The sequence below is a fragment of the Vibrio splendidus genome, from assembly GCF_001557875.1.
Classification (GTDB): domain Bacteria; phylum Pseudomonadota; class Gammaproteobacteria; order Enterobacterales; family Vibrionaceae; genus Vibrio; species Vibrio splendidus_F.
This window is the reverse complement of the sequence record NZ_LNRF01000001.1, coordinates 980,329-1,002,960: the sequence shown is the minus strand read 5'-3', so window position 1 is coordinate 1,002,960 and position 22,632 is coordinate 980,329. Positions and strand designations below refer to the sequence as shown.

The window sequence follows — 22,632 nt, the reverse complement described above, 5'->3', positions numbered from 1 at the left end:
TAGAAGAGAGTTCAATATCAATGATTAAACTAATTAGTTTAATCAACTTGAGGATTAGAAAGTGAACAAAAGAACGAAACTGTTAGGCCTGTGCTTAGCTATAACCTCCCTCTCAGCCCTTGCTGGTGGTGGCTACATCACAGACCCAACAACTCACATTTCATTCAATTACGACAACGTGACTCTTGAGGTTGCTCAGAAAGAACTCGCAACGTGTCAAGGTGTTGCTGAATCAACACTGACAGCCCCCACAGAAACCAAGAAAGGAAGCGGCGTAAAAGGCGCTGCTAAAGGGGCGACCGCTGGCGCTGCTGTTGGCGCTATTTCTGGTGGCTCAGGCTCTGACGCTGCCAAGACTGGCGCGGCGATTGGTGTGGTCTCCGGTAGAGTTAGCGGCCGAAGAGCCGGGGCTCAGGCTGAAGAAGATAACAAAGCCATGTATGCGACAGTGTTAAGAAACTGCATGATTGATAAGAAATACAACGCCCTGAACTAAGGAGATTCGGCAATGACAAAGTTCATTAAAACAAGAATGTTAGCTGCTCTATTAGCGGGATTTTCCGCTCCCTCTATGGCTGATATTGCGTTCGGCTTGGGGTATCAGGAGGGAGATAAACTCTCCTCTCAGTACATTGACCTAATGTTTCGCGGTGACATATTGGAGATTGGCGGTGAGTACCAGCACAGAAAGCGTGATGACAAGCTAGAAGACTACGACCAAGACGCGATCAGTGACGGCATGGCATTTTTAAAGGTCGGCGCTGGTTACAGCTTCCCGCTAAAACGCATCACAGTTCGCCCTTATTATAATTTTGGCATAGGTGGCGCTCAGGTCAGCGACGAAGTTGATGACGCGGCCAACCCTGACGCAACCTATTTCAACGCCCTCGGTGTATCTACTAAATGGAAATTTGCAGAGCTAAAAATGGAGTGGAGAAACTACCAAGTGGACAGCGGCGAGTCAGAGGGTGAGGAGCTGCCTTATGACATTGATGAGGACACGTTTAACGTGTCTATTGGTATGGCTTTCTAGCGATTGATTTTTATAGGGCTAAACTAAACAAACTCGTTGTAGCGGTGAGGTCTTTGGCTTCAATGTTTACTATCAGGAAATGATATTAACTCGTATCCAAGTGCAGTGAAGCCTTCTACTTCCTCTCGTCAGCCTACAATATAAAGAACTAAACCGCTCTTGGGGTTGTGTTGAAATGACGCTTAAATTCGCGACTGAATTGGGATGGGCTGGAGTAACCAACTCGACGAGCAGCGTCACTAATACGGAGGCCTTCTAGCTGAATCAGCTCTTTGGCTTTATTAAGTCTAACCTTCTTCAAATATTGCAGCGGAGACTCAAACGTCACATTACGGAATGCATTGTGAAAAGCAGACACACTCATGTTGGCTTCGTCAGCAAGCGACTGAACAGTAATGGTTTGATCATATTCTTCATGCACTTTGGACAGCGCTTTAGCGACACGTGCGTAATGACCATCATGATGAGCCAAATCAAACAGTACGCGACCTTCAGAGCCTGTTAATGCTCGGTAAACTATTTCCGTCACCATCGCATCACCCAGTATGTTAGCTTCAATATCACAATGTAATGTCTTCGCTAACCTAGTGAAACTCTCTAGCATTGCCGTTTCCATTGGCGTCGATTCTAAGCCGCTCGAATTCTGTTTGTGCTTGTTGCAGTAGCTCTCTAGAAAGCCTTGGTCTTCGAGCTTTTTGACTAAGCTATGCAAGCGTTGAGAATCGATGCTAATCGACAAACCAAGCAATGGTTCACCATTAACAGGCAAGGCTTCGCACTCTAACGGCATTGGTACGCCTACCACAAGATAATCACCCGCAGCGTAAGTTACTGGCCTTTCGCCAATGTAGATGTTCTTTTTGCCCTGCCCTAGCATGATAATACCCGACTGGTAAGTGAATGGCTGACGCTGATTCCCACCACTGCTTCTATACAACCACACGCCTTCAATCTCTGTTTCTCTGATCCCTTCAAGATCATCCCAACCTTTGTGTTCTACATAAGACTGTAATAACTGCGCGAGTGTTTTCATAAGTGGCGACTTTCCATTCCTAGTGCTAAGAGTAAGTAAGCTAAAGCAGAGAAAGAATATCAACTTTGTAGAAATAGGCAATTTATTTGGAGGATCAGCTCTTCATCACCCTAGATTACTGTACTAATATGCAAGATATAGAAATTGAGCAATCAACTAAAATAACAAATTGAGCTTTACACAAGGAATCTATAATGCAATTCACTTATGTTAACCCTACAGTTATCCACTTCGGACAAGGCCAAATCAGCGCTATCAGCCAAGCGGTTGATACTTCAAAGAAAGTACTGGTCATCTACGGTGGCGGTTCAATCAAGAGCAACGGTGTTTACGACCAAGTTGTAGAGTCTTTAAAAAATCACTCTTGGATTGAGTTCTCTGGCGTTGAAGCAAACCCAACCAAAGAGACGCTAGACAAAGCCGCCGCGCTTGTTAAAGAAGAAAACGTAGAGTTCATTATCGCTGTTGGCGGTGGTTCGGTAATCGACGGTTCTAAGTACGTTGCTGCAGCGGCTAAATACGACGGTGACGGTTGGGATATCCTAGCGGGCAAACATCAAGTAACTGAAGCAACTCCTATTGGTGCAGTACTGACGCTTCCTGCAACAGGTTCTGAATCTAACATGGGCGCAGTAATCACTCGTACAGCGACTCAAGAAAAACTGGCATTCATGAACCCTGCAGTACAGCCTAAGTTTGCAGTTATGGACCCAGACGTAATGAAATCGCTACCTGAGCGCCAACTGATCAACGGTTTAGTTGATGCTTGGGTACACGTGTGTGAGCAATACATCACAATGCCAACAGACGCAATGGTTCAAGACGGTTACGCTGAAACACTGCTTAAGAACCTACTTGTACTGGGTAAGCAATACGACGAGCGTGACAACGACGCATGGCGTGCAAACCTAATGTGGACAGCAAACCAAGCGCTTAACGGCCTGATTGGTACAGGTGTTCCTCAAGATTGGGCAACACACATGATTGGCCACGAGTTCACAGCACTATGGCACGTAGACCACGCACGCTCACTTGCGATTGTTCAACCTTCACTACTTCGCAACCAAATCGAAGCGAAGCGTGGCAAACTAGAGCAAATGGGTCGTAACGTGTTTGGCCTAGAAGCGGGTGCTGACTTAGCTGAGCGCACTATCGATGCAATCGAAGCCTTCTACCACAGCCTAGACGTTGCAACTATATTCGATGGCTTCGAATCAACAAAAACGGCTGCCATCGACAATGTCGTTTCTCAACTAGAGTCACACGGCTACCTACAACTCGGTGAAAACCAAGCTATTACGCTGGAAAAAACACGCGAGATTCTAGAGTCTGCGATTCAATAACGGTCAAAGTTACAGCAAGGAAATCAGGTTTTTCATGAAAATCGCCATAACCTAAAATTTATGCCGCGAAAACTGAACCAAATTCTTTGCCCTAGCGTATATCCACAAGCAGCGTCCAAATCAGGCGCTGCTTTTTAATTTGCCCTACAAGATGCTATTAAATTCTCATAAGTCCTTAATTTTATGTGCATTCAGATTTCTATATTGGTAAGGTAAACCTGTCTCTTTACTAGGTATGAACAACGATTTGAACAATCTCAAGGAAATGGTTAAGTTTAAGTCACTTAACAAGCGGTATGGTGATTTTCATGCCCTAAAGGATATCGATTTAAATATTGAACAAGGAGAAATCGTGGTGATTTGCGGGCCATCAGGTTCGGGTAAATCAACTTTAATCCGTTGTATCAATCAGCTAGAACCGTTCGAAAGTGGAGAGCTTTCCGTACTAGAACAAGTACTACCGAGTAAGTTCAACACACCAGGTCAAGTCGGAATGGTGTTTCAGCACTTTCATTTATTCCCCCATCTTACCGTGCTTGAGAACTTAACTCTGTCTCCAATACGTACGCTGAAAAAAAACAAACAAGAAGCCGAGAAGATAGCAATGCACTATCTCGAGCGTGTGCACATTGCAGAACAAGCCAACAAATACCCAGTGCAACTTTCTGGCGGTCAGCAACAACGCGTGGCTATCGCCCGCTCTCTTTGCATGAAGCCCGAACTGCTGTTGTTTGATGAGCCAACATCTGCGCTTGATCCGGAGATGATCAACGAAGTGCTCGACGTGATGGTTGAACTGGCGAGCGAAGGTATCACCATGGTGTGTGTGACCCACGAGATGGGCTTTGCGAAACAAGTGGCCGACCGCGTTATCTTCATGGATGAAGGGCAAATTGTGGAATCCAATACGCCTCAAGCGCTTTTTGAAAACCCACAACATGAACGTACTCAAGCGTTCCTAAATCAGATCCTGACTTATTGATGTTGATTCGAATTATTAAACCCGCCCTATCCGCTTTGGTACAAATTATTGTGCTCGTGGCTGCGGTTGTCTGGATCCTCGATTCTGGCGCACAAACCATGGGATACAGCTGGCAATGGGAGCGCGTGCCGGACTATATTGCTTTCTATGAAGATGGTGAATGGTGGCCAGCAGAGCTGGTTGAAGGGCTACTGGTTACCATCAATATCTCTTTGATTTCGTTGGTCGCTACGTTGATCATCGGTTTGACGACAGCGCTATTGAGAAACTCAAACTCTGTAGTTGGACGCACCTTAGCCACCAGCTATGTTGAACTGATTCGTAACACGCCGTTATTGGTACAGATTTATTTACTCTATTTTGTATTTGGCCCCGTATTAGGGCTGGATCGATTTAGCACTGCCGTTTTAGCCTTGGCACTTTTCCAAGGTGCTTACACCGCCGAGATATTTCGTGCCGGTTTAAATGGCATTGCGAGAGGACAATTTGAAGCAGCTCAATCCCTGGGCTTATCAAAGACCTATACTTACTGGGATGTGATTCTTCCTCAGGTGGTGCAACGCACCTTGCCACCTTTGACCAATGAAGTGATCTCTCTAATTAAAAACTCTTCGATTGTGAGTGTCATGGCTATTTTCGACCTGACAACCGAAGCCAGAAACATTGTTTCTGAAACCGCGATGCCATTTGAGATTTGGTTCTCTGTGGCGATCATTTATCTTGCTCTTACACTTTCACTTTCTGCCGTTGCTGCTTGGCTTGAGCATAAGCTCGGAGCTAACTGGCGAACACAATAAGGATTTATCAGCATGAAGCTATTTAAAACCGCGATTACAGCCCTACTTGCGCTTGCCGTAAGTTTGCCTGCACTTGCTTCTGAAACGCCTAACCTCGATAAAATCAACGAACGTGGCTCACTGCGCGTTGGTATGTCGACATTTGTTCCTTGGGCGATGCGTAACAAACAAGGCGATCTCGTTGGCTTCGAAATCGACGTGGCGAAACGCCTTGCCGAAGATTCTGGTTGGAAAGTCGAATTTGTACCAACGGCATGGGACGGTATTATCCCTTCTCTATTGTCGAAGAAGTTTGATGTGATCATCGGCGGTATGTCTATTACTGAAGCGCGAGCTAAAAGCGTGCTGTTCACTGAACCATACTCGCACTCTGGTGTTCAATTGGCTGCTAACAAAGAGCTAGCGGAAGGTTTTACTCAAATCTCTGATTTTGATTCTCGCCGAGTGAAAATTGCTGCTCGTCGTGGTGCGTTCACAGTTCAAGTGGCTCGTGAAACCTTCCCTAAAGCGAAAGTTCTACAGTTCGATGACGATGCTCAAGCATTCCAAGAAGTGTTAAACGGCAACGCGCACGCAGTTATCGCGTCTAGCCCGAAACCAGAACACGAAGCGATTAAAAACGCAGATACGCTATTTATTCCATTTGAAGAGCGTCTATCCAAAGGTAACGAAGCATTTGCAGTTCGCCTAGGTGAAACCGACAAGGCAGAATTCTTCAACGAATGGATCAAAGCACGTACTGAAGACGGTTGGTTGAAAGAGCGTTACGAGTACTGGTTCTCTACTTTAGATTGGCAAGACCAGATTGCTCAAGGTCAGTAATCTGAAGTTGAGCTCATCTTTTAATATGAGCTAATCTGTCGAATCTAAATCAAGGCAGTGCACTGTTTGCACTGCCTTCTCATCGACGATTTAAGTAGCCTTTTTAAGTCGCTTTATTTGATTCGTTTTAGCTCCAAGCAACAACCCCATAATAATTAGTGTTTAAACAGGAATGACGTGAGTAGTACTAACGCATTATCAACGCCCAAGCCCAATCTTCACATGAAGCCTTGGTATCAACGACTTAATCTTTTGGATGGCGTGTTACTCGCTGTCATTTGTGTTTTTGCAGGTTGGCTTTATTATCGTTCTGCTGTTGGTATTAACTATCAGTGGCGCTGGGAAGATGCGTTTACCCTGATTTTCATTCCGCCTTCTCAGGGCAGTGTCCCCTATTTTTTCCAAGGCTTGATCGCAACGCTGCGCTTGAGTGTTTGGAGCATGGTGTTAGCTCTCTCTTTCGGGACAATACTCGGTGTAGCAAGGCACTCTAAAATCACTTTCTTCAGAACGCCTGCACTGATTTTTATCCAGCTGGTTCGAAATATTCCGCCACTGGTATTTGTCTTCATATTCTATTTCTTCGTTTCTAACCAACTGATTCCATTGCTTGGTTTAGAAGGTATCTTGCGTGAACACAACGGCGATATTAACGCTGCTCAAGCCTTTCTCTTTGGTCCCGCTAACCTTTGGGAAAACTTAGCGTCTGGTGTTATCTGTATTGGTTTACTCTCTTCTGCTTACATCGCAGAAGTAATTCGAGCAGGCTTAGAAAGTATTCCAAAAGGTCAATGGGAAGCGGCTGATTCACTCGGCTTATCTGCGTTGTCTAAATATCGATTTGTAGTTGGCCCACAAGTATTAACTGCCATTACTCCGCCATTAGCTGGCCAAGCAATCTCCTTGGTTAAAGACACGTCGATTGTGTCTCTAATTTCGATCCAAGAGATGACTTTTGTTGGTACTGAGATGGCAAACTCCTCGGGGTTGATCTTCGAGATTTGGCTCATTGTCGGCTTCGTATATTTTGCTTTATGCTTCGCGCTTTCGCGTCTGTTCAAAGTGATTGAGCAACGTTCTAGTGCCTACCTTAACCATCAGTAACGTCATTAATCAAAAGCACCGACTCGCCCGACCATTCATCCTCTATATCAATTCCACCTGATTGGTTTAAGTTATTGACCAATCAGGATTAATCCCTTGATATTTCTTCTTCAAAACACAGCAAAATGCTCGTCTAAAAACTATACTTAAAGTATCGAACTACGTTGATTCTTCCCAAGGACACCACTCAACATGGACAATCATAAAGAAAGAGCTTTTTACGCCGTTGTGGGCGCATTGGTTGGAGACGCCGCTTCAATGGGGCTGCACTGGCTGTATGACCAAGAGCGGATCTTACATGTAGCTGGTTTTGAGCCAGAATTTCGCTCACCAAACCAGTTCGATTATCAAGACAAAGGCTACTTTGCACATCAAGGAAAAACCGCAGGCGAGCAATCACAATACGGTGCCCAACTATTGGCGATGGTCGACAGCTTAGTCGACAACCAAAAATACGATGAAGCTAGCTACATCAAACACTTCCGCTTCTGGTTTGATTTCGGTGGTAGTTGGCGAGGCTACATTGATAAAGCGACTCGCATGAGCTTGTTGAACATCCATCAATTGGAATTGACAAACGCCCCGATTACAGCGTGTGGCGCGGATGATACTCAATTGCCTTCTGTTTCAAAGATCATCCCTTTGGTCGCGTGTACTTACACCTCTCACACCTTACCCGCGATGGTAGAGAGTGCGGTGCGAGTGACCAATAACAACGACAAAGCCGTGGAATGGGCACAAGCCATCACCTTATTGGTTCAAGCGGCAATTCAAGGCAACTCGCCACTGCAGTCGGTAGAAATGGTGCGACAAACTTGTAGCAAATTTATACACGATCAAATCGACGAAGCACTGGCTGATCCGGATCTTTCGATTACAGATGCCGCGAAGAAGTTCGGATTACATTGTGAATTGAGTGCTGCGTTCCCACTACTGATTCGCATCATCGCGGGTGCTCAGAGTTATAAACAAGGCATTCGCGATAATATCTTAAGTGGCGGTGATAGCTGCGGTCGTGCGATTGTGATTGGCGCAGTATTAGCGGCGTGTTTCTACGAAGAAGATGGCGCGATTCCAACAGAATGGCTGAACCAAATCGAACTCAATGGTGGCGTGCTGTCTTTGCCTATTGAGTGATTCCCACAATAACGAACTAGAGTCTGACATAAGACAAGCAAACCTCTAGGTCGGATGTCGTTCCTATAAAGTTGGAACACACTGCGATAACTCACTCTTCAGCCAAACAACAAACGGGCTTTCTGGCTCATCATGGTTGCTATCTTGTGTGAGCAGTATGTACTGGTGACCTGAAGGCACAAAGCCAAACGGCGCGATCAAGTTACCTCTTTCAATATCGTCGGCTACAAGTGGATAAGACCCTAGAGCGGCTCCTAGCCCATCAACGGCCGCTTGAAAGCAAAAATAGAAGTGTGCAAAGGTCTGGTTTGAACTAGCTTGCGACACCATTCGGCTATCAAATTCACTACCTTTGGTGATGGATGCCCAGTGGCTCCAAGCGTTTGGTCGCGTGCTGCTGTGCAGTAATTTCGCATCGGCTAACTTGTCTTTAACTTGTTGCCAATAATCAGGCGAGAATACAGGGCCAACCCATTCTTCGACTAACGGAATCTGTTTGTAGTACTCGGTTACGTTAAAGTCGTCTCGGCGAATTGCCATATCTAATCCAGTTTCACCTAATGTCACAGGCCCACCCGCCGTAGACAAGCGAACATCAATTCCGGATTCGTTATAGAAATCACCGAGTCGAGGCATTAACCAACGCATGGTTAATGTTGGCTCGCACGACACCTCAAGTGCATGGTTGTTAAGTTGGTTGAGCTTTTTAACGCCAGTATCCAGAGCCTGAAACGCTTGCTCTGTGTAACCTTTAAGTAACTCACCCTCTTTGGTGAGACACACATTCCTGCCCTGTTTGTAGAACAAAACTTGGGATAAGTGATTCTCCAATACCTTGATCTGCTTACTCACAGCGCCATGGGTGATATTGAGTTTATCCGCCGCTTCACTGTAACTGCTCGAATGCGCTGCTACATGGAAAATATGAAATGCTTTCAAATGTCTCATGTGTGATTTTTTCTCACAGATAGGTGGAATTCATTTCGATTATAGGCAGCAAACAAAAACCATACAATGCTAGCTCATCAAATATAAAGAGTTGGAGTCATTATGGAGTGGTTAAGCCTAGCAGTATTAGGACTATTAATTGTTATAAGCCCAGGCGCGGATTTTGTTTTAGTTTTGAAAAACAGTATCAATCAAGGACGACAAGCAGGAATTTGGACTGCAATAGGTGTGAGTTTAGCGATTTGTGTTCACATCAGTTATTCAATGCTCGGTATCAGTTACTTAATTTCACAGAACGAACAGCTTTTCGACATCATTCGATATGCAGGTGCTGCTTACCTTGTTTACCTAGGAATAAAAGGAATCCTGAGCGCAGACAACAAACTTGCACCGATGGAAGATACGAAGCAAAGCACCAGTGTTTGGCGCTATTTAGCCCAGGGCTTTTTGTGTAACGTGCTCAACCCAAAAACCATGTTGTTCTTCTTGAGCATCTTCACTCAAGTCATCTCACCTGATGCAGAGAACCAGCATGTCGCACTCGGCTATGGACTTTATATAATTGTTCTTCACGGATTATGGTTTGGAGTTGTCGCCATGCTTTTCACTTCGAAGACGTTGCAAAAGCACTTATTGAGAGCTAAGAAAAGGCTCAATCAAGCGTGTGGGGTTGGATTGCTGACATTTGGGGCATTGTTGGCGATAAAGTTATAAGTGAGTCACTCAAACGCGGTGGGAAATAACTCAATGGCGCATTGTGCCATTGAGTTTCAACATAATTAGATATTGGGAGTTCGTACACTCCAACCTTCACTAATAATGTCACTTTGCACAACCAACCCCTCAAGATAAATAGAAACATCTTCTCTTGATTCTACTGTGAAATAGAACTCTTTTTCTGTTTCTTGAGCAGCAAAAATAAGATCATTGCTTAAGGTCAACGTATTCGGCATTACTGTATATTTACTCGAAATTTCTATAGAGTGATAGCGCTTAAACCCATCAATCACAATTCCTCTTGGAACGTTACAACGAGCTTCTTTAACTACGTAGTCACCAGGCTTGATATTGTCAAACAACACGTATTCCAAATCTTCATAGACGGACATTCTTAACGTCTCAGGTTCTTGAGCGAGCCCATCGCCTAATTTTTCATACATTAGAAGGGAGAAAGTATCACATGGAAAAGTACTACTTACTTTGATTATCTTAGTCGCAATGCCAATTGCCCCCTTTCCATTAGGTGTCGATAAAGCATTAGTAGCAGTATTGGGTAGCGTGACACATCCCGATAAACTAGCCACTAAAGCTAGTGGTAAAAAAAATCTCATACAGAGCCTTTATTGTTATAGGCAGAATCATCTGGCGACCCTATCATTAAAAGCTCAACCGAAAAATACAGATTCATAAAATATTGATATAGTTGGCATTATTTTATAATTCAACTGACAATTCTCTTATTTACACGATCTCTGTTAGCAAATTAAGACAACTAGCTGATAGAGATACAGGCTAAAAGGAATGAGTTCATCTCTATTATTACTAACTATTTACGCCACATATAAACAAACTGATCGTTTTGCGAAGTGATTTCAAAGCCAAACCTAAGATACAGCTCCCCAACTCGATTGCCTTGTAGGTAACAAAGCTCAACGGGCTTATTGAGGCTGTCAGCCTTAGTTAAGCAATCTTTCAATACTTGGCTGCCAATGCCCATGCCATGATATTCAGGCAGTAAAAAGAATCGGCAAAAATAGAAGTGGTCACCTTTGTCTTGCAGTAACACACTACCAATTTCTTTGCCCTGATATTCAATGATTTCAGGCTTTTCTTCTGCCCACTCTTCGGCGTGTATATCTCGTTGAACTTGCTCATCCCAGCCAAAAACAGCCTTGATTGGCTCAAATTCAGCCGCCTTTTTTAGCTCGAACAGAAATTCATAATCTGATGACTGAGCGGGTCTTGTCGAATACTTCAAAATATCTCCAACAATAATCGATGAACTATAACCAAAGAAACCACCATAAATAATGGTTTCATCCATTAAAAAATCGTTTACAGAAAGCAGGCGTGCCTAGATAAATGCCGTACTTTAGTGTTCATTTTGGGTCTAGCTGATAACGCAACACTTTTTGCTCATCTTGCTCTGAATAAAAAGTATTTAAGAACTGGCCGCCGCACTTCTCAATCACTTTTTGCGAAGCAACATTGTTGCAGTCACAGGTAATAATAGTGCTTTCCGTCAGTACATGACGTTGAACCCAATACAACATATAACTTGCGACACCCCGTCTTCTCACTTGTGGCAAAGTCTCGTAGCCGATATGTCCTATGACATCGTGAATGTACGGACTGGTGCCATGACGAACTCTTATGACACCAAGGATTTGACCAGAGCCGATACAAAAATAGGTAGAAGCGGGCGTCCACCCTTCTGGCAACCCCTCACCTTTTGAATAAGCAATTCGTCTTTCTAAATAGGCATCACTGCTATCAGGAATGCCTGTGTAAATATCTAATCCATCTTCAGTACAGGCATTCACATAGTGATAAAAGGCAGTTGAGTGCGATATATCGGCTTTGACTAAATCCATATAGTTTTGAAGTCCCGATTACTGCTTCTTAACGTACTTCGCTGTAACCAGCATTTCACCGCCACCATCAAGCTTGCAATCTAACTGGTGATCTTTGCCTTCATTGATACGTCGAATCACGGCTTTTGTGCCGATTTTCAATACGCTAGAACTGCCTTTTACTTTTAGATCTTTAATGAAAGTTACTTTGTCACCAATCTCTAGTACAGCACCGTTAACGTCCTTAACACGCGCGGCTTCTCTTTCTAGACGCTCTTCTTCTGGGTTCCATTCGTAGGCACACTCAGGGCAGATTAAGTGATTTTGGTCTTGATAGACATATTCAGATTGGCATTGCGGGCAAGGAGGTAAAGACATACGTTAATACTTCATTTAAATAGAATTTGTTCCATTTTAATGACTCTTGTTAAGCTTAGCGAGCATAAATCTAACCAATTTTCGGTAGCGTAATTTAACGGAAAAAAGAACAGTACCTATAAACAAACACAGCCGCTAAGCTGTGTTTGTTTATAGGCTTGAGAATCGGAATGGCTTAACGTTCGACTTTTGGTGAGTAAATGGAGTAAGCGGTGATTTGCCCCGCTACGATTGCAGAGAACATAAATAACGCAGACAAACCAATACTCGGAATAGGCAAAATCGATTGTTCAAACACCGACTGGCTGGCACTCACTAATACTCGGCTACCCGGAACCAAGATGATGATCCCTTGCACGATATAAATAGAGCCCGTGAGTTCCATCTTCTTGGCAATCCAAGTTCCGTACAAAGTAATAAGAACCGTGGTTACCCAAGTGCCTACAACCCAACCACTATCAAAACCTAGATAGAACGGCCCCCACATGCCGAGAACCGCAACTGGCAAGCCCAGCAAGATATCTTTAGGGCGTGCATTGAACATCACACCGATAGATACAGAGATCAGCACCAAGCCAAATATGTGCATCCACATCGGTACCGCATTGGTATAGTCGATGGAGACCGCTTGTCCCCATATGGCTTCACCAATATTAAGACCCATAATAATCCCAACAAACAGCTTAATCAGGGTTAAGGCGCTCTGCCCTAGCAAGCTGGTACCAGAGACTAGATCATTAAACGCCAAACATTCTAGTGCGTTGGCTATGGATAATCCGGGGACGAACAAGACTATCGAGGCGATACACAATGCCCACACCGGAATCGGCAACCCTGTGCTTGCCAAAAATGCCACAAAGATACCCGTTAGCAGTGCCGAAATGAATTCAACCGCAATAGCACGACGTGAATGAAGAACTTGCTGGCATACCCAAACCATCAAACCCAGCAACGCAGAAAAGCCAACCGCTTCTAACGTACTACCCACCAGCATCAAATACGCAGGAGGAATCCCCATATTAGCAAGTGCAGTTACAAATTTAGAGTAACCGACAGGCTCTGGTACAGGTTCACTACTCGGTTGGTTAATACGAATGATCGTATTGGCCAATAAACTCAGGTTAATTGAGGCAGGTTTTAGACGCTTAAGAATAACGGCGTTGTTATCATCTGGAAATTGATAGTTAATCGCAGTTGGCGTTGCTTGGATCATCACGTCAACACCATGCTTTTTTGCATAGAATTGAGTGTATTTCTCTAGCTTGTAAGGAGCACAGCCACTGCGGTGAAGAGTATCACCAATTTCAACAATTTTGTTAATTCGGAACTGAGAAGGCATGAGTATTTTAGGGGAGACAAAATGTGCGGCAAATGTACCAAACGATAGACGGAATGACGAGGATTTTGCGTGAATTATCAACTGAATCCGTTACTTTTTTCCTCGAACGCTTAGAAGCACCTATAGTTCTACTCATTTGGGATTAGTTTACTGAATGTTTTGACCGGCTGATAAGTTAAATTTATGCATTCAGATTGTTATTGACGAACGGTAAAATACGAGTAAAAATCAGTTTATGTTAACATCCCAAATTCCTTAATTTTCATGAGATTTATGACAGCCAAACACCACTAAAACAGGTTTATAAATTAAAGCAGATCTATCACAAAAAGCAGCACGACATTTACTATTATTTCTCGCCCTCCTTTTAACGAGATTTTAGTCACATTTTATTCACTCTGAAAACGCCGAACATGATGGAAAAACTAGCGGAGTGGTGGTTATGCGAGCACTTAGAATAAAAATGAAAGAAAAAGGTTTCGTTTTCAGTTAGATGTGGCATTATCAAACTCGTTAAGACGATGTGCGTGCATCGTATAATGGCTATTACCTCAGCCTTCCAAGCTGATGATGCGGGTTCGATTCCCGCTGCACGCTCCAGTCTCTTAATACCTCAGTCTTACTCATAAGACAGTGTGCGTGCATCGTATAATGGCTATTACCTCAGCCTTCCAAGCTGATGATGCGGGTTCGATTCCCGCTGCACGCTCCAACTTCTCCTTAAGCTCCATGACGTGCTTTCTTTCAGTGATACCCTATTCAAAAACTTTCTACGTTTGCTAAGTCCATAGTCATTAAATCTATACTGATTAAACTTATTTTTTTTAAACTTGGATTGACGAATCAACGCTAATTGATCACCCAAAGCTATTAACTCCTTAAATCGCTTTGTATTTCTGACACCTATCCAAATCACACATTGCAGTTCAGTTTTTAATGATTTTCAAAATTGTTCCAATTTAATAATCTTGGTCAATATCTGCAAAAATCATTGTGGTAATGTGCGCGCATTAGCAACAACCTATAAATAATAAAAAATGTTTAAAAGCAATGAGTTAACGATTAACATCGAAACGATTAATGTCGCGCTAGCAAAAGTTGAGAATGCCAATAAAATTCAGCTAGATATATTGAAAGGTTATGTGAACAGCGAACCAGAACATGCCGTGCTTGCGTTTCGTTCTTTGAATGAAGTGGAATCGATCGACGACAAACTTAAGAAGATCATGTCAGAGCTACCGCACCTCAGTAGCGAAGCTCACCACCTACTGGAAACATCGATCCTATTACAGTAGTGGCCAAGAAAGATAAGTCTCAACTAGCGCGATGAGCTAAGACTTATCTTTTAGCTTTCTGTTTTTAGTACTTTTCCAGCAGCTATTTCTAGCTCTATTAGATAATGCCTAAAGCGTTATCGACTTCGCCATGCCCGCTTCCGCATGTCCTGGAATATTGCAGGCAAATTCGACTTGATTATCACCGTGGAAATGCCAAAGCATCTGTTTCGCTTTGCCCGGCTTAACCGTAACTGTGCTACCAGAGTCATGAGCGTAATTACCCATATTTTTCATCATTTCACGATGCTCTAATTGCTCTGAAGCAGAACCAATCGAGAATTCGTGATCAATCTTGCCTGTATTCATCACCACAAACTGCACCACGTCGTTCGGCTCAATATCGACCTTGTTCTTAAATGTGATTTTCATATCGTCATTTAGCAGAACATGAACCACTTTATCCGGTTTTGCGCCTGTCGCGGGCATACCCACTTCAGACATGCCTTCCATATTCATCATCGAATGATCCATCTTTCCATCCTTCATCATGCTGTGATCCATATTTGAATGGTCCATCTCTCCATTTTTCATCATCGAGTGGTCCATATTTGAATGATCCATTTCAGCAAAAGCCGTTGCAGTAGTTAATGTCAGTGCAATCGCAATAAGTGTCTTTTTCATGATCGTTCCTTAGATTAATTCAGTTATTTATTTGTTTGTTAGTTTCACATATTCATGTTGTACGCCCTTACCCACTCTGTTTTTGGTCAGTAAGGGCTAATAATCAGTACGTTATTTGTTTGTCTCGTTTTGGCTATGCGTAATCTCACGCTGTTTCCAGAGCTTAAAGATTGCAGGCAACACCAGTAAGGTAAGCATCAGTGCAGACGCCATTCCGCCTATCATCGGTGCTGCAATTCGCTGCATCACTTCAGAGCCCGTTCCTTCGCCATACATAATTGGAATGAGGCCAATAATCACCGTAAGTACTGTCATCATCACTGGGCGGACACGTAGCCCTGCCCCTTCACGAATGGCATCAGTGAGATCGGCTTGTTGAAGTGTTTTCTGGCTCTGTTCGGCATCGAGCTTTTTGAAGTGCCACGCTTGGTTGAGGTAAACCAACATGATCACACCTATCTCAACCGCAACACCGGCAAGGGCGATGAAGCCAACACCCACCGCAATGGAGAAGTTGTAATTGAGGATATGCATCAGCCATAGGCCACCAACCATTGCGAGTGGTAATGTCAGCATGATCATCATCACCTCACCGACACGGCGGAAGCTGAGGTAGAGCAACAACATGATGATGGCTATAGTGATTGGCACAACGACACTCAAACGCTCCTTCGCGCGCTCCATGTATTCGTATTGACCAGACCATGCCAGTGAATAACCCGCAGGTAAGACGATTTGATCTGTAACGACCTTTTGCGCCTCTGCCACATAAGAACCAAGGTCGCGCCCTTCGATGTCGACGAACACCCAACCATTAGGACGCGCATTCTCTGTCTTGATCATTGGTGGACCATCTTCATATCGGATATCCGCGACATCAGACAAAGCAATACGAGCACCGTTTGGGGTTACTAACGGTAGGTTCTGCAACTTGACGACAGAATCACGATAGCTTTGTGGATAACGGACATTGATAGGATAACGTTCAAGCCCTTCAACGGTTTCGCCTACGTTCATGCCACCAACCGCAGTGGAGATGACCTGTTGCACTTCTTTGATGCTTAACCCGTAACGAGCAGCAGAGCGGCGTTTGATGTCTATCGTCACATAACGACCACCAGCCACACGTTCGGCATACACAGAAGCCGTTCCGCTAACACCATTTAAGATAGGTTCAAGCTGAGAACCAATATCTTCAATAACGCTCAGCTCAGCGCCAGCGATTTTGATACCGATTGGGGTTTTTATGCCGGTCGCTAGCATGTCGATACGAGTTTTGATTGGCATAACCCATGCGTTGGTCAAACCCGGGAATTGAATCAGATCATCAAACTCTTTACGCAGAGACTCCGTGGTGACACCGTCACGCCACTGATCTCGCGGTTTAAGCTGAATCACGGTTTCAATCATGGTTAACGGTGCAGGATCGGTTGCTGTCTCTGCTCGACCAATTTTGCCCCACGTGGTTTCGACTTCTGGAATGGTTTTGATGAGCTTGTTGGTTTGTTGCAACAACTCACGCGCCTTACCTATCGAGATCCCTGGATAAGTAGTCGGCATGTACATCAAATCCCCTTCGTCCAAAGGAGGGATGAACTCGCTGCCAAGCTTACTGGTTGGGTAATAAGCAGACGCCATTAAGCCAAGTGCGATAACAATCATCACCTTGGGATACTTTAGGCTGAGGTTTAGAAGCGGTTTATACATCGCCACTAAGCTGCGGTTTACTGGGTTTTTGTGTTCAGGTAGCACGTTGCCGCGAATGAAGTAACCCATCAGCACAGGAACAAGCGTGATAGCCAAACCGGCTGCGGCGGCCATTGCATACGTCTTGGTAAACGCAAGTGGCGAGAACATCTTGCCCTCTTGCCCTTCTAGCGCGAATACAGGCACAAAGCTCAAGGTAATGATAATCAGAGAGAAGAACAGCGGTGCGCCAACTTCTTCTGCTGCCTTACCAATCACTTGCCAACGGTTTTTGTCAGTGAGCGGAGTCCGTTCAATGTGTTTATGAACGTTCTCTATCATCACGATGGCACCATCCACCATGGCACCTATCGCAATAGCGATACCACCAAGGGACATGATGTTGGCGTTAATGCCCTGCCAATGCATAACAATGAATGCACCTAAGATACCAACAGGTAGACTTAACGCGATAACCAGTGATGAACGAATATGGAACAAGAACAGCGCGCACACCACGGCGACAACGATGAACTCCTCAGCCAATTTCTTCCATAAGTTTTCAACGGCTGAATCAATCAAAGTAGAACGGTCATAAGTCGCGACAATCTCGACACCATCAGGTAAGCCAGCTTGCAGTACAGCAAGCTTGGTTTTAACCGAGTCGATCACTTCACTGGCATTTTCCCCAAAGCGCATCACAATAACGCCACCGACCGCTTCGCCCTCACCGTTGAGTTCAGAGATACCACGACGCATTTGCGGGCCAAGGTTAATGTCTGCAATGTCACCTAATAGCAGCGGAGTACCCTTGTCTGTCACTTTTAACGGCAGAGATTGAATATCTTCGATGCTTGTCAGGTAACCCGTTGTACGAACCATATGTTCGGCTTCGGCAATCTCGACGACAGACGCACCGGTTTCTTGATTACCATCTTGGATTGCCTTGTTGACCTGTTGAAGTGTTAGGTCATAAGCACGTAATTTGGCAGGATCAATCTGTACTTGGTACTGCTTCACCATGCCGCCAACGGTCGCCACTTCAGACACGCCTTCTACAGTTTGCAATTCATACTTCAAGAACCAATCTTGCAAACTACGAAGTTCAGCTAAGTCGTGCTGACCGGTTTCGTCTTGCAACACGTAGCTGTAAACCCAGCCCACACCGGTTGCATCTGGCCCTAGTGTTGGCTTGGCACTTGACGGCAAGTTAGGTGCAACTTGGCTTAAGTACTCCAACACTCGTGAACGCGCCCAGTACATATCGGTATCGTCATTGAAGATGATATAGACATAGGAATCACCAAAGAACGAATAGCCACGGACGGTTTCAGCACCCGGTACAGCTAACATCGCAGTGGTGAGCGGATACGTTACTTGGTCTTCAACCACTTGCGGCGCTTGACCCGGATAACTGGTTTTGATGATCACCTGAACATCAGACAGATCAGGAATGGCATCAACGGGCGTGTTTTTAACGCTGTATAACCCACCAAATACGATGGCGACAGTGGCAACCAGCACTAAGAAGCGGTTGCTAATAGACCAGCGAATGATTGCATTGATCATAGTTCGCCCTCACCTGCTTCTAAAGATTTGAGCACATAATCTGAACCCTGCTTCGCCACTAGAAACCGAATGGTTTGACCCTCAGCAAACTCAGATAAATCAAGGTCATCACTGGCTTGGAAATTCATTTCACCCGCTTTCCAATCCCACTCTGGTACTGGCTTGTGGTTTACTGTGATCATGCCGAAACCTGGCATTAGCATAGTGATGTCGCCCTTCACCCACACTTCACCCGCCATCTGATGCTCGCTGACCTTGTAATCAACGATTTCGTATTGGCCTGATTCCGTTTTTATCATCTCAAAATCAATCGCCTTACCTCGTTGCACGTCGCTCATGTCCAAACCTTCCGCAAAGGTGAAATTCATCACCATGCCCGGCCAATCCCATTCTGGAACAGGTTGATGGTTAATCGTCACCATGCGACTGCCTTGCATAACATCGGAAATCTCACCGTTTGCCCATACGGTTTCAGCTTCTTCCTCAACACCATTGATGCGTGACAGATCAGCAGATTGGCTCGATTCAGAATCCAACATGAAGTGCGCAGAAGTGACAATGTTCTCACCTTGCTCTAGCCCTTGAAGCACCTCAATTTTTTCGCCAGCTTCACGACCAACCTCAATACGAGCAGAACGATACTTGCCAGAACCTTCTGACATCACCACCCGAGTCATACCACCGGAGTGAATCACCGAAGATCTTGGGATAGTCAGAACGGCTTCATCACTGATGGGTTTCAACGCAATATTGGCAAACATGTTCGGCTTAAGCTCGCCATTTGGATTGGAGAACTTCAAACGAACACGCAAGGTTCGAGTTTTCGGGTCAAGAATCGGATATACGTAATCCACATTGCCTTGCCACTCTTTGCCCGGAATCGCATCAAGTGTCATCTCTGCGTTGCTACCCGATGAGATCCAGTGTGCTTGGCGCTCAAACACTTCGGCATCGACCCAAACTTCATCTAATGGCCCTGCACTGATGACTGCTTGAGCAGGTGAAAGATAACCACCCTCACGAATATTGAGGCTAGCAATAACGCCATCTGCAGGTGCTTTGATTTCAATGGTTTGTGAAGCTTTACCCTGTCGAGTAATCGAGCGAATCTGTGCTTTATCAACGCCCAGGGTCACCAAGCGTTCAGTCGATCCTTTTATCAATCCTTTGCGGCCCGTTTTGTACGCACTCAGCAGCTCTTCTTGTGCCTTAACCAGCTCTGGAGAGTAAAGCGTGAAGAGTACATCACCTTTATTCACTTTCTCACCAACCGCATTGATATACAGCTTCTCCACCCAGCCCGCAGCGCGAACGTTGGTTTGCCACAGTGTACTTTCATCGAACGCCACGTAACCGACGGTTTCAATACGTGGCGACAAAGCTTCCAACCCTACCTTCGCCGTTTTAACGCCGAGGTTGTTTTCCACAGAGGCGTCGATAAACACAGTTCCTGCTTTGTCTGAACCGCCAGTTAAGTCATCGGCATAAACCGGAACCAAATCCATACCCATTGGCGATTTGCCCGGCTTGTCACGCTGATAATTTGGATCCATCGGTGCAACCCAATAAAGTGGGTCATCACTTGAACTAGCTGCTGAACTTATCCCGCTAGAAGCAGTCATAGCCGACATATCGTGAGTTGAATTAAAGAGAAAGTGATTTGCACCAAAACCTAATGCACCACCGACCAATAAAGCGATTGTTGCTACTTTTACTGATTTCATTGTCTGTTCCTTATTGATGGTTTGTCGCGGTAAGTTGTGGTTGTTCAACTTGATAATCAAAGCCACTAACGAGTGACGCGAGCTTGCTGTTCACGATGTTGAGATCGGTAAGCAAACGCTGTTGTTCTAGCTTTAGAGCAAGCTCGTCTGCCGTTGCAGAGATCACATCATTAAATTGTGCGGTGTTGTTTTGATAGCCTCTTTCAACTGCACTGATCCGTGCCGTCGTCTGAGGTAATAAGGAATTTTGGTAACGCTCTAAACGTTGGGTTAGGTTCGCCTTATCCACCAATAACGCATTCACTTGCGCGTTCATTTGGGAAAGTAATGTGTCTTTTTGGGATTTAGCCGCACCAACTTGATACTGAGCCGCAGACAGGTTCTTGTCTTGTCGGTTGCCCGTAAATAGAGGGATGTCGACCGTTAGATAAGCACTCACAAGATCAGACGCTGGTTCGCCCGCCATGTTGTTTGCTTGTCGATGGGCATACATCACTTCCACACCAAACTGAGGTGTGTAAGCTTGTTCTGCCAATTCAACTAGTGTCTGATTAGACGAGATGGTCGCATCCGTTATCTTAACGAGCGGATGGTCCATCAACAGTTGATAGTGCTTGGTTGCATCGATATTGGTCGCTAATTTGCTTTCCAACAACGACCAATCGATTTGGTTAGTTGCATTCAGTGTGCCCTGAGAATCAAGAATCTGAGAGCCTAACCAATCAGATCCCAACCATTCAGAAAGCTGAGAGATTAAGCGGCGCTGAACTTGCTGGTTTGCCTGAAGTTTCTCATCAAGCTTGCTCACTTGAAGCTGAGCATTAAGCAGATCTTGCGCTTCACTTTTACCAATCGAGTAATTAGTTTGTACATAATTTTCAAGCTCAACCAACAAACGACGATTTTGACGAATCACCGACTCAGCCTTTTGCTGATAATCTAACTCAAGCCAAAGCTGCGTCATGCTATTCGCAACCGTCAATTCTCTTGCTTGCACCTGCAAAGCTAAAGCATCTGCCTGTTGGCCTGCCTTTTTCTGTTGGAGGTTAAGCGTATCGCCACGCTCAAACTGCTGCATCAGTCCTACCGATATATTGGTCATCGGGTCTTCATCGAATTGAAAGCTATCGACAGGCAAACCGCCAAATCCGACTTTCAATTTCGGGTCCATTAAGGTCGCGCTGGCAATACCCGTTTCTCGCATCGCTTGAGACTGAGCAAAGTACTGTTTGCGATTTCCATCTTGGCTTAACGCGATCTCAATCAGTGTATTGAGTTGCTGCGTCGAGCTTAGTTGGTCCTGTGCTGAAATATGTTGAGCATTTGAAGCTGACGCCGTGGTAGCCGCGAGCGTAGCACTTGAAAACAAGGCCATAGGCAAGGCAGCAGCAACCACTAAGCTCGTGTTCATGACAAACACAGAGGTTGTTGGTTTCATATTCACAATGAATGTCCATATCTAGCGCTAATTAGCGCATAAAAAAGAATGGCTTATCAGATTTATCTAACTGATAGAGCTGTATTTTTAGATATAGATTTATGCGGAAGGTGGGCGTAGCAAAGATTGTGCACGAGTCACTTTTTGACCGATAGTGACAGATTGAAAACGAGCTAGTGAAGAGACAAATGGATTAGCGGCTTGAACAGCCTGAATTGGATAAGAAGTTGCAGAACATACTGAGGCACAACAACCGGCACTCGAACAATGGTTACCCATCATCTGACTGCCGTCTTCGCTCATTGAAGACATATCGCATTGAGCCATCAAATCATGGGCACTCATAGTAGAGTGTTCGGCGTGTACTTCTTGACTCATCACATGGCATCCCGACATTGAGTCATTAGCCGAAGTATCGCTGTGGTAACAAGCCGATTTACCCGAACTCATTTCCATCATCATAATGTCAGTCATCATGGCTGATGAGCTTGAAGCATAGCTAGACATCAACATCGCGATGATGCTGAAAACAGTAATCCAAGTTGTTCGGAGTGTGTTTGTCATAGCTAACCTTTAAATTTATAAGACGACTATAAAGGTTGCCCTTAGGGTAAGGTCAAGCTTGTTAAGCGTTATCCTTAACTCATTGATGAAATTTTTAACTGATTGACCAAGGATTATTCAACACGCCTTACACTAAAGTGAGAGAGTCGTTTGATTTAAGGAAATTTTCTTTAAATATTATCCGATTACCTCGCGAAATCTCTA

Annotated in this window: 22 protein-coding genes and 2 tRNA genes; 12 read left to right on the top strand and 12 right to left on the bottom strand. The window is 44.7% G+C overall.

Annotated features, from left to right (window positions below):
* The first annotated feature begins 61 nt into the window (after positions 1-61).
* Both ATB74_RS04230 and ATB74_RS04225 read left to right on the top strand, forming a co-directional pair.
* A complete protein-coding gene (locus tag ATB74_RS04230) occupies positions 62-496 on the top strand; it encodes a glycine zipper family protein (protein ID WP_061016770.1) in 435 nt (144 codons plus the stop codon).
* 12 nt (positions 497-508) lie between these two features.
* A complete protein-coding gene (locus ATB74_RS04225) occupies positions 509-1,033 on the top strand; it encodes a hypothetical protein (RefSeq protein ID WP_061016769.1) in 525 nt (174 codons plus the stop codon).
* Between the two features lie 148 nt (positions 1,034-1,181).
* On the opposite strand, the gene ATB74_RS04220 is transcribed toward ATB74_RS04225, so the two are convergent.
* Positions 1,182-2,066 carry an AraC family transcriptional regulator gene (locus ATB74_RS04220; RefSeq protein WP_061016767.1) on the bottom strand — a complete coding sequence of 295 codons (885 nt, stop codon included), beginning with the start codon at positions 2,064-2,066 and terminating at the stop codon, positions 1,182-1,184.
* Between the two features lie 194 nt (positions 2,067-2,260).
* Here ATB74_RS04220 and ATB74_RS04215 point away from each other — a divergent pair, with 194 nt between their 5' ends.
* The 6 genes from ATB74_RS04215 (at position 2,261) to ATB74_RS04190 (ending at position 8,251) form a co-directional block, all read left to right on the top strand.
* Positions 2,261-3,409 (top strand): iron-containing alcohol dehydrogenase, encoded by a 1,149-nt coding sequence (locus ATB74_RS04215; RefSeq protein ID WP_061016764.1) that lies wholly within the window; start codon positions 2,261-2,263, stop codon positions 3,407-3,409.
* A 235-nt stretch (positions 3,410-3,644) separates the two neighbouring features.
* Positions 3,645-4,391 (top strand): amino acid ABC transporter ATP-binding protein, encoded by a 747-nt coding sequence (locus tag ATB74_RS04210; protein ID WP_061016762.1) that lies wholly within the window; start codon positions 3,645-3,647, stop codon positions 4,389-4,391.
* The gene (locus tag ATB74_RS04205; RefSeq protein WP_029223351.1) at positions 4,391-5,188 is read left to right on the top strand and encodes an amino acid ABC transporter permease; all 798 of its coding nucleotides are present in this window, start codon (positions 4,391-4,393) and stop codon (positions 5,186-5,188) included. The genes ATB74_RS04210 and ATB74_RS04205 overlap by 1 nt, the downstream gene beginning before the upstream one ends.
* A gap of 12 nt (positions 5,189-5,200) precedes the next feature.
* Positions 5,201-6,010, top strand: a complete 810-nt coding sequence (locus ATB74_RS04200; protein ID WP_017093706.1) for a transporter substrate-binding domain-containing protein — start codon at positions 5,201-5,203, stop codon at positions 6,008-6,010.
* A gap of 177 nt (positions 6,011-6,187) precedes the next feature.
* On the top strand, positions 6,188-7,114 hold the full coding sequence (locus ATB74_RS04195) for an amino acid ABC transporter permease (protein WP_061016760.1): 927 nt from the start codon (positions 6,188-6,190) through the stop codon (positions 7,112-7,114).
* A 192-nt stretch (positions 7,115-7,306) separates the two neighbouring features.
* On the top strand, positions 7,307-8,251 hold the full coding sequence (locus ATB74_RS04190; RefSeq protein WP_060981184.1) for an ADP-ribosylglycohydrolase family protein: 945 nt from the start codon (positions 7,307-7,309) through the stop codon (positions 8,249-8,251).
* Positions 8,252-8,314: 63 nt separating this feature from the next.
* Here the strand turns inward: ATB74_RS04190 and ATB74_RS04185 are convergent, their stop codons facing one another.
* Positions 8,315-9,199 carry a LysR family transcriptional regulator gene (locus tag ATB74_RS04185; protein WP_061016758.1) on the bottom strand — a complete coding sequence of 295 codons (885 nt, stop codon included), beginning with the start codon at positions 9,197-9,199 and terminating at the stop codon, positions 8,315-8,317.
* Between the two features lie 102 nt (positions 9,200-9,301).
* Between ATB74_RS04185 and ATB74_RS04180 the strand changes: the two genes are divergently transcribed.
* Positions 9,302-9,913: a LysE family translocator gene (locus ATB74_RS04180; RefSeq protein ID WP_061016756.1), complete on the top strand. Its 612-nt coding sequence runs from the start codon at positions 9,302-9,304 to the stop codon at positions 9,911-9,913.
* Between the two features lie 65 nt (positions 9,914-9,978).
* Here ATB74_RS04180 and ATB74_RS04175 read toward each other — a convergent pair whose 3' ends face one another.
* The 5 genes from ATB74_RS04175 to ATB74_RS04155 all read right to left on the bottom strand — a co-directional run bounded on the left by ATB74_RS04175 (position 9,979) and on the right by ATB74_RS04155 (position 13,489).
* Entirely contained in the window at positions 9,979-10,530 is a 552-nt protein-coding gene (locus ATB74_RS04175) for a hypothetical protein (RefSeq protein ID WP_061016754.1), read from the bottom strand.
* Positions 10,531-10,745: 215 nt separating this feature from the next.
* A complete protein-coding gene (locus ATB74_RS04170) occupies positions 10,746-11,177 on the bottom strand; it encodes a GNAT family N-acetyltransferase (protein ID WP_061017728.1) in 432 nt (143 codons plus the stop codon).
* A 121-nt stretch (positions 11,178-11,298) separates the two neighbouring features.
* Complete coding sequence (locus tag ATB74_RS04165; protein ID WP_061016752.1) at positions 11,299-11,793, bottom strand: GNAT family N-acetyltransferase; 495 nt, start codon at positions 11,791-11,793, stop codon at positions 11,299-11,301.
* 18 nt (positions 11,794-11,811) lie between these two features.
* On the bottom strand, positions 11,812-12,150 hold the full coding sequence (locus ATB74_RS04160; RefSeq protein ID WP_061016750.1) for a zinc ribbon domain-containing protein YjdM: 339 nt from the start codon (positions 12,148-12,150) through the stop codon (positions 11,812-11,814).
* 175 nt (positions 12,151-12,325) lie between these two features.
* Positions 12,326-13,489 (bottom strand): threonine/serine exporter family protein, encoded by a 1,164-nt coding sequence (locus tag ATB74_RS04155; protein WP_017081497.1) that lies wholly within the window; start codon positions 13,487-13,489, stop codon positions 12,326-12,328.
* A gap of 525 nt (positions 13,490-14,014) precedes the next feature.
* Here ATB74_RS04155 and ATB74_RS04150 point away from each other — a divergent pair.
* From ATB74_RS04150 to ATB74_RS04140, 3 genes are all read left to right on the top strand, one after another.
* A tRNA-Gly gene (locus ATB74_RS04150) sits at positions 14,015-14,089 on the top strand.
* A 37-nt stretch (positions 14,090-14,126) separates the two neighbouring features.
* Positions 14,127-14,201 (top strand) — tRNA-Gly (locus ATB74_RS04145).
* Between the two features lie 325 nt (positions 14,202-14,526).
* On the top strand, positions 14,527-14,784 hold the full coding sequence (locus tag ATB74_RS04140; RefSeq protein ID WP_061016748.1) for a hypothetical protein: 258 nt from the start codon (positions 14,527-14,529) through the stop codon (positions 14,782-14,784).
* A gap of 108 nt (positions 14,785-14,892) precedes the next feature.
* Here the strand turns inward: ATB74_RS04140 and copI are convergent, their stop codons facing one another.
* From copI to ATB74_RS04115, 5 genes are all read right to left on the bottom strand, one after another.
* Positions 14,893-15,447, bottom strand: coding sequence for a copper-resistant cuproprotein CopI (gene copI, locus ATB74_RS04135; protein ID WP_061016746.1), 555 nt, complete (start codon positions 15,445-15,447; stop codon positions 14,893-14,895).
* Between the two features lie 111 nt (positions 15,448-15,558).
* Positions 15,559-18,702, bottom strand: a complete 3,144-nt coding sequence (locus tag ATB74_RS04130) for an efflux RND transporter permease subunit (RefSeq protein ID WP_061016744.1) — start codon at positions 18,700-18,702, stop codon at positions 15,559-15,561.
* Entirely contained in the window at positions 18,699-20,426 is a 1,728-nt protein-coding gene (locus ATB74_RS04125) for an efflux RND transporter periplasmic adaptor subunit (RefSeq protein ID WP_061016742.1), read from the bottom strand. The genes ATB74_RS04130 and ATB74_RS04125 overlap by 4 nt, the downstream gene beginning before the upstream one ends.
* 10 nt (positions 20,427-20,436) lie before the next feature.
* Positions 20,437-21,864, bottom strand: coding sequence for a TolC family protein (locus tag ATB74_RS04120; RefSeq protein WP_061016739.1), 1,428 nt, complete (start codon positions 21,862-21,864; stop codon positions 20,437-20,439).
* Positions 21,865-21,963: 99 nt separating this feature from the next.
* A complete protein-coding gene (locus ATB74_RS04115) occupies positions 21,964-22,428 on the bottom strand; it encodes a hypothetical protein (protein ID WP_061016738.1) in 465 nt (154 codons plus the stop codon).
* Positions 22,429-22,632: the final 204 nt, after the last annotated feature.

Bases quoted from the DNA above. Each gene is read 5' to 3' on its own strand.
- ATB74_RS04225 (WP_061016769.1), top strand. From the start codon at position 509: ATGACAAAGTTCATTAAAACAAGAATGTTAGCTGCTCTATTAGCGGGA.
- ATB74_RS04220 (WP_061016767.1), bottom strand. From the start codon at position 2,066: ATGAAAACACTCGCGCAGTTATTACAGTCTTATGTAGAACACAAAGGT.
- ATB74_RS04215 (WP_061016764.1), top strand. From the start codon at position 2,261: ATGCAATTCACTTATGTTAACCCTACAGTTATCCACTTCGGACAAGGC.
- ATB74_RS04210 (WP_061016762.1), top strand. From the start codon at position 3,645: ATGAACAACGATTTGAACAATCTCAAGGAAATGGTTAAGTTTAAGTCA.
- ATB74_RS04205 (WP_029223351.1), top strand. From the start codon at position 4,391: ATGTTGATTCGAATTATTAAACCCGCCCTATCCGCTTTGGTACAAATT.
- ATB74_RS04200 (WP_017093706.1), top strand. From the start codon at position 5,201: ATGAAGCTATTTAAAACCGCGATTACAGCCCTACTTGCGCTTGCCGTA.
- ATB74_RS04190 (WP_060981184.1), top strand. From the start codon at position 7,307: ATGGACAATCATAAAGAAAGAGCTTTTTACGCCGTTGTGGGCGCATTG.
- ATB74_RS04185 (WP_061016758.1), bottom strand. From the start codon at position 9,199: ATGAGACATTTGAAAGCATTTCATATTTTCCATGTAGCAGCGCATTCG.
- ATB74_RS04180 (WP_061016756.1), top strand. From the start codon at position 9,302: ATGGAGTGGTTAAGCCTAGCAGTATTAGGACTATTAATTGTTATAAGC.
- ATB74_RS04175 (WP_061016754.1), bottom strand. From the start codon at position 10,530: ATGAGATTTTTTTTACCACTAGCTTTAGTGGCTAGTTTATCGGGATGT.
- ATB74_RS04165 (WP_061016752.1), bottom strand. From the start codon at position 11,793: ATGGATTTAGTCAAAGCCGATATATCGCACTCAACTGCCTTTTATCAC.
- ATB74_RS04160 (WP_061016750.1), bottom strand. From the start codon at position 12,150: ATGTCTTTACCTCCTTGCCCGCAATGCCAATCTGAATATGTCTATCAA.
- ATB74_RS04155 (WP_017081497.1), bottom strand. From the start codon at position 13,489: ATGCCTTCTCAGTTCCGAATTAACAAAATTGTTGAAATTGGTGATACT.
- ATB74_RS04140 (WP_061016748.1), top strand. From the start codon at position 14,527: ATGTTTAAAAGCAATGAGTTAACGATTAACATCGAAACGATTAATGTC.
- copI (WP_061016746.1), bottom strand. From the start codon at position 15,447: ATGAAAAAGACACTTATTGCGATTGCACTGACATTAACTACTGCAACG.
- ATB74_RS04130 (WP_061016744.1), bottom strand. From the start codon at position 18,702: ATGATCAATGCAATCATTCGCTGGTCTATTAGCAACCGCTTCTTAGTG.
- ATB74_RS04125 (WP_061016742.1), bottom strand. From the start codon at position 20,426: ATGAAATCAGTAAAAGTAGCAACAATCGCTTTATTGGTCGGTGGTGCA.
- ATB74_RS04120 (WP_061016739.1), bottom strand. From the start codon at position 21,864: ATGAAACCAACAACCTCTGTGTTTGTCATGAACACGAGCTTAGTGGTT.
- ATB74_RS04115 (WP_061016738.1), bottom strand. From the start codon at position 22,428: ATGACAAACACACTCCGAACAACTTGGATTACTGTTTTCAGCATCATC.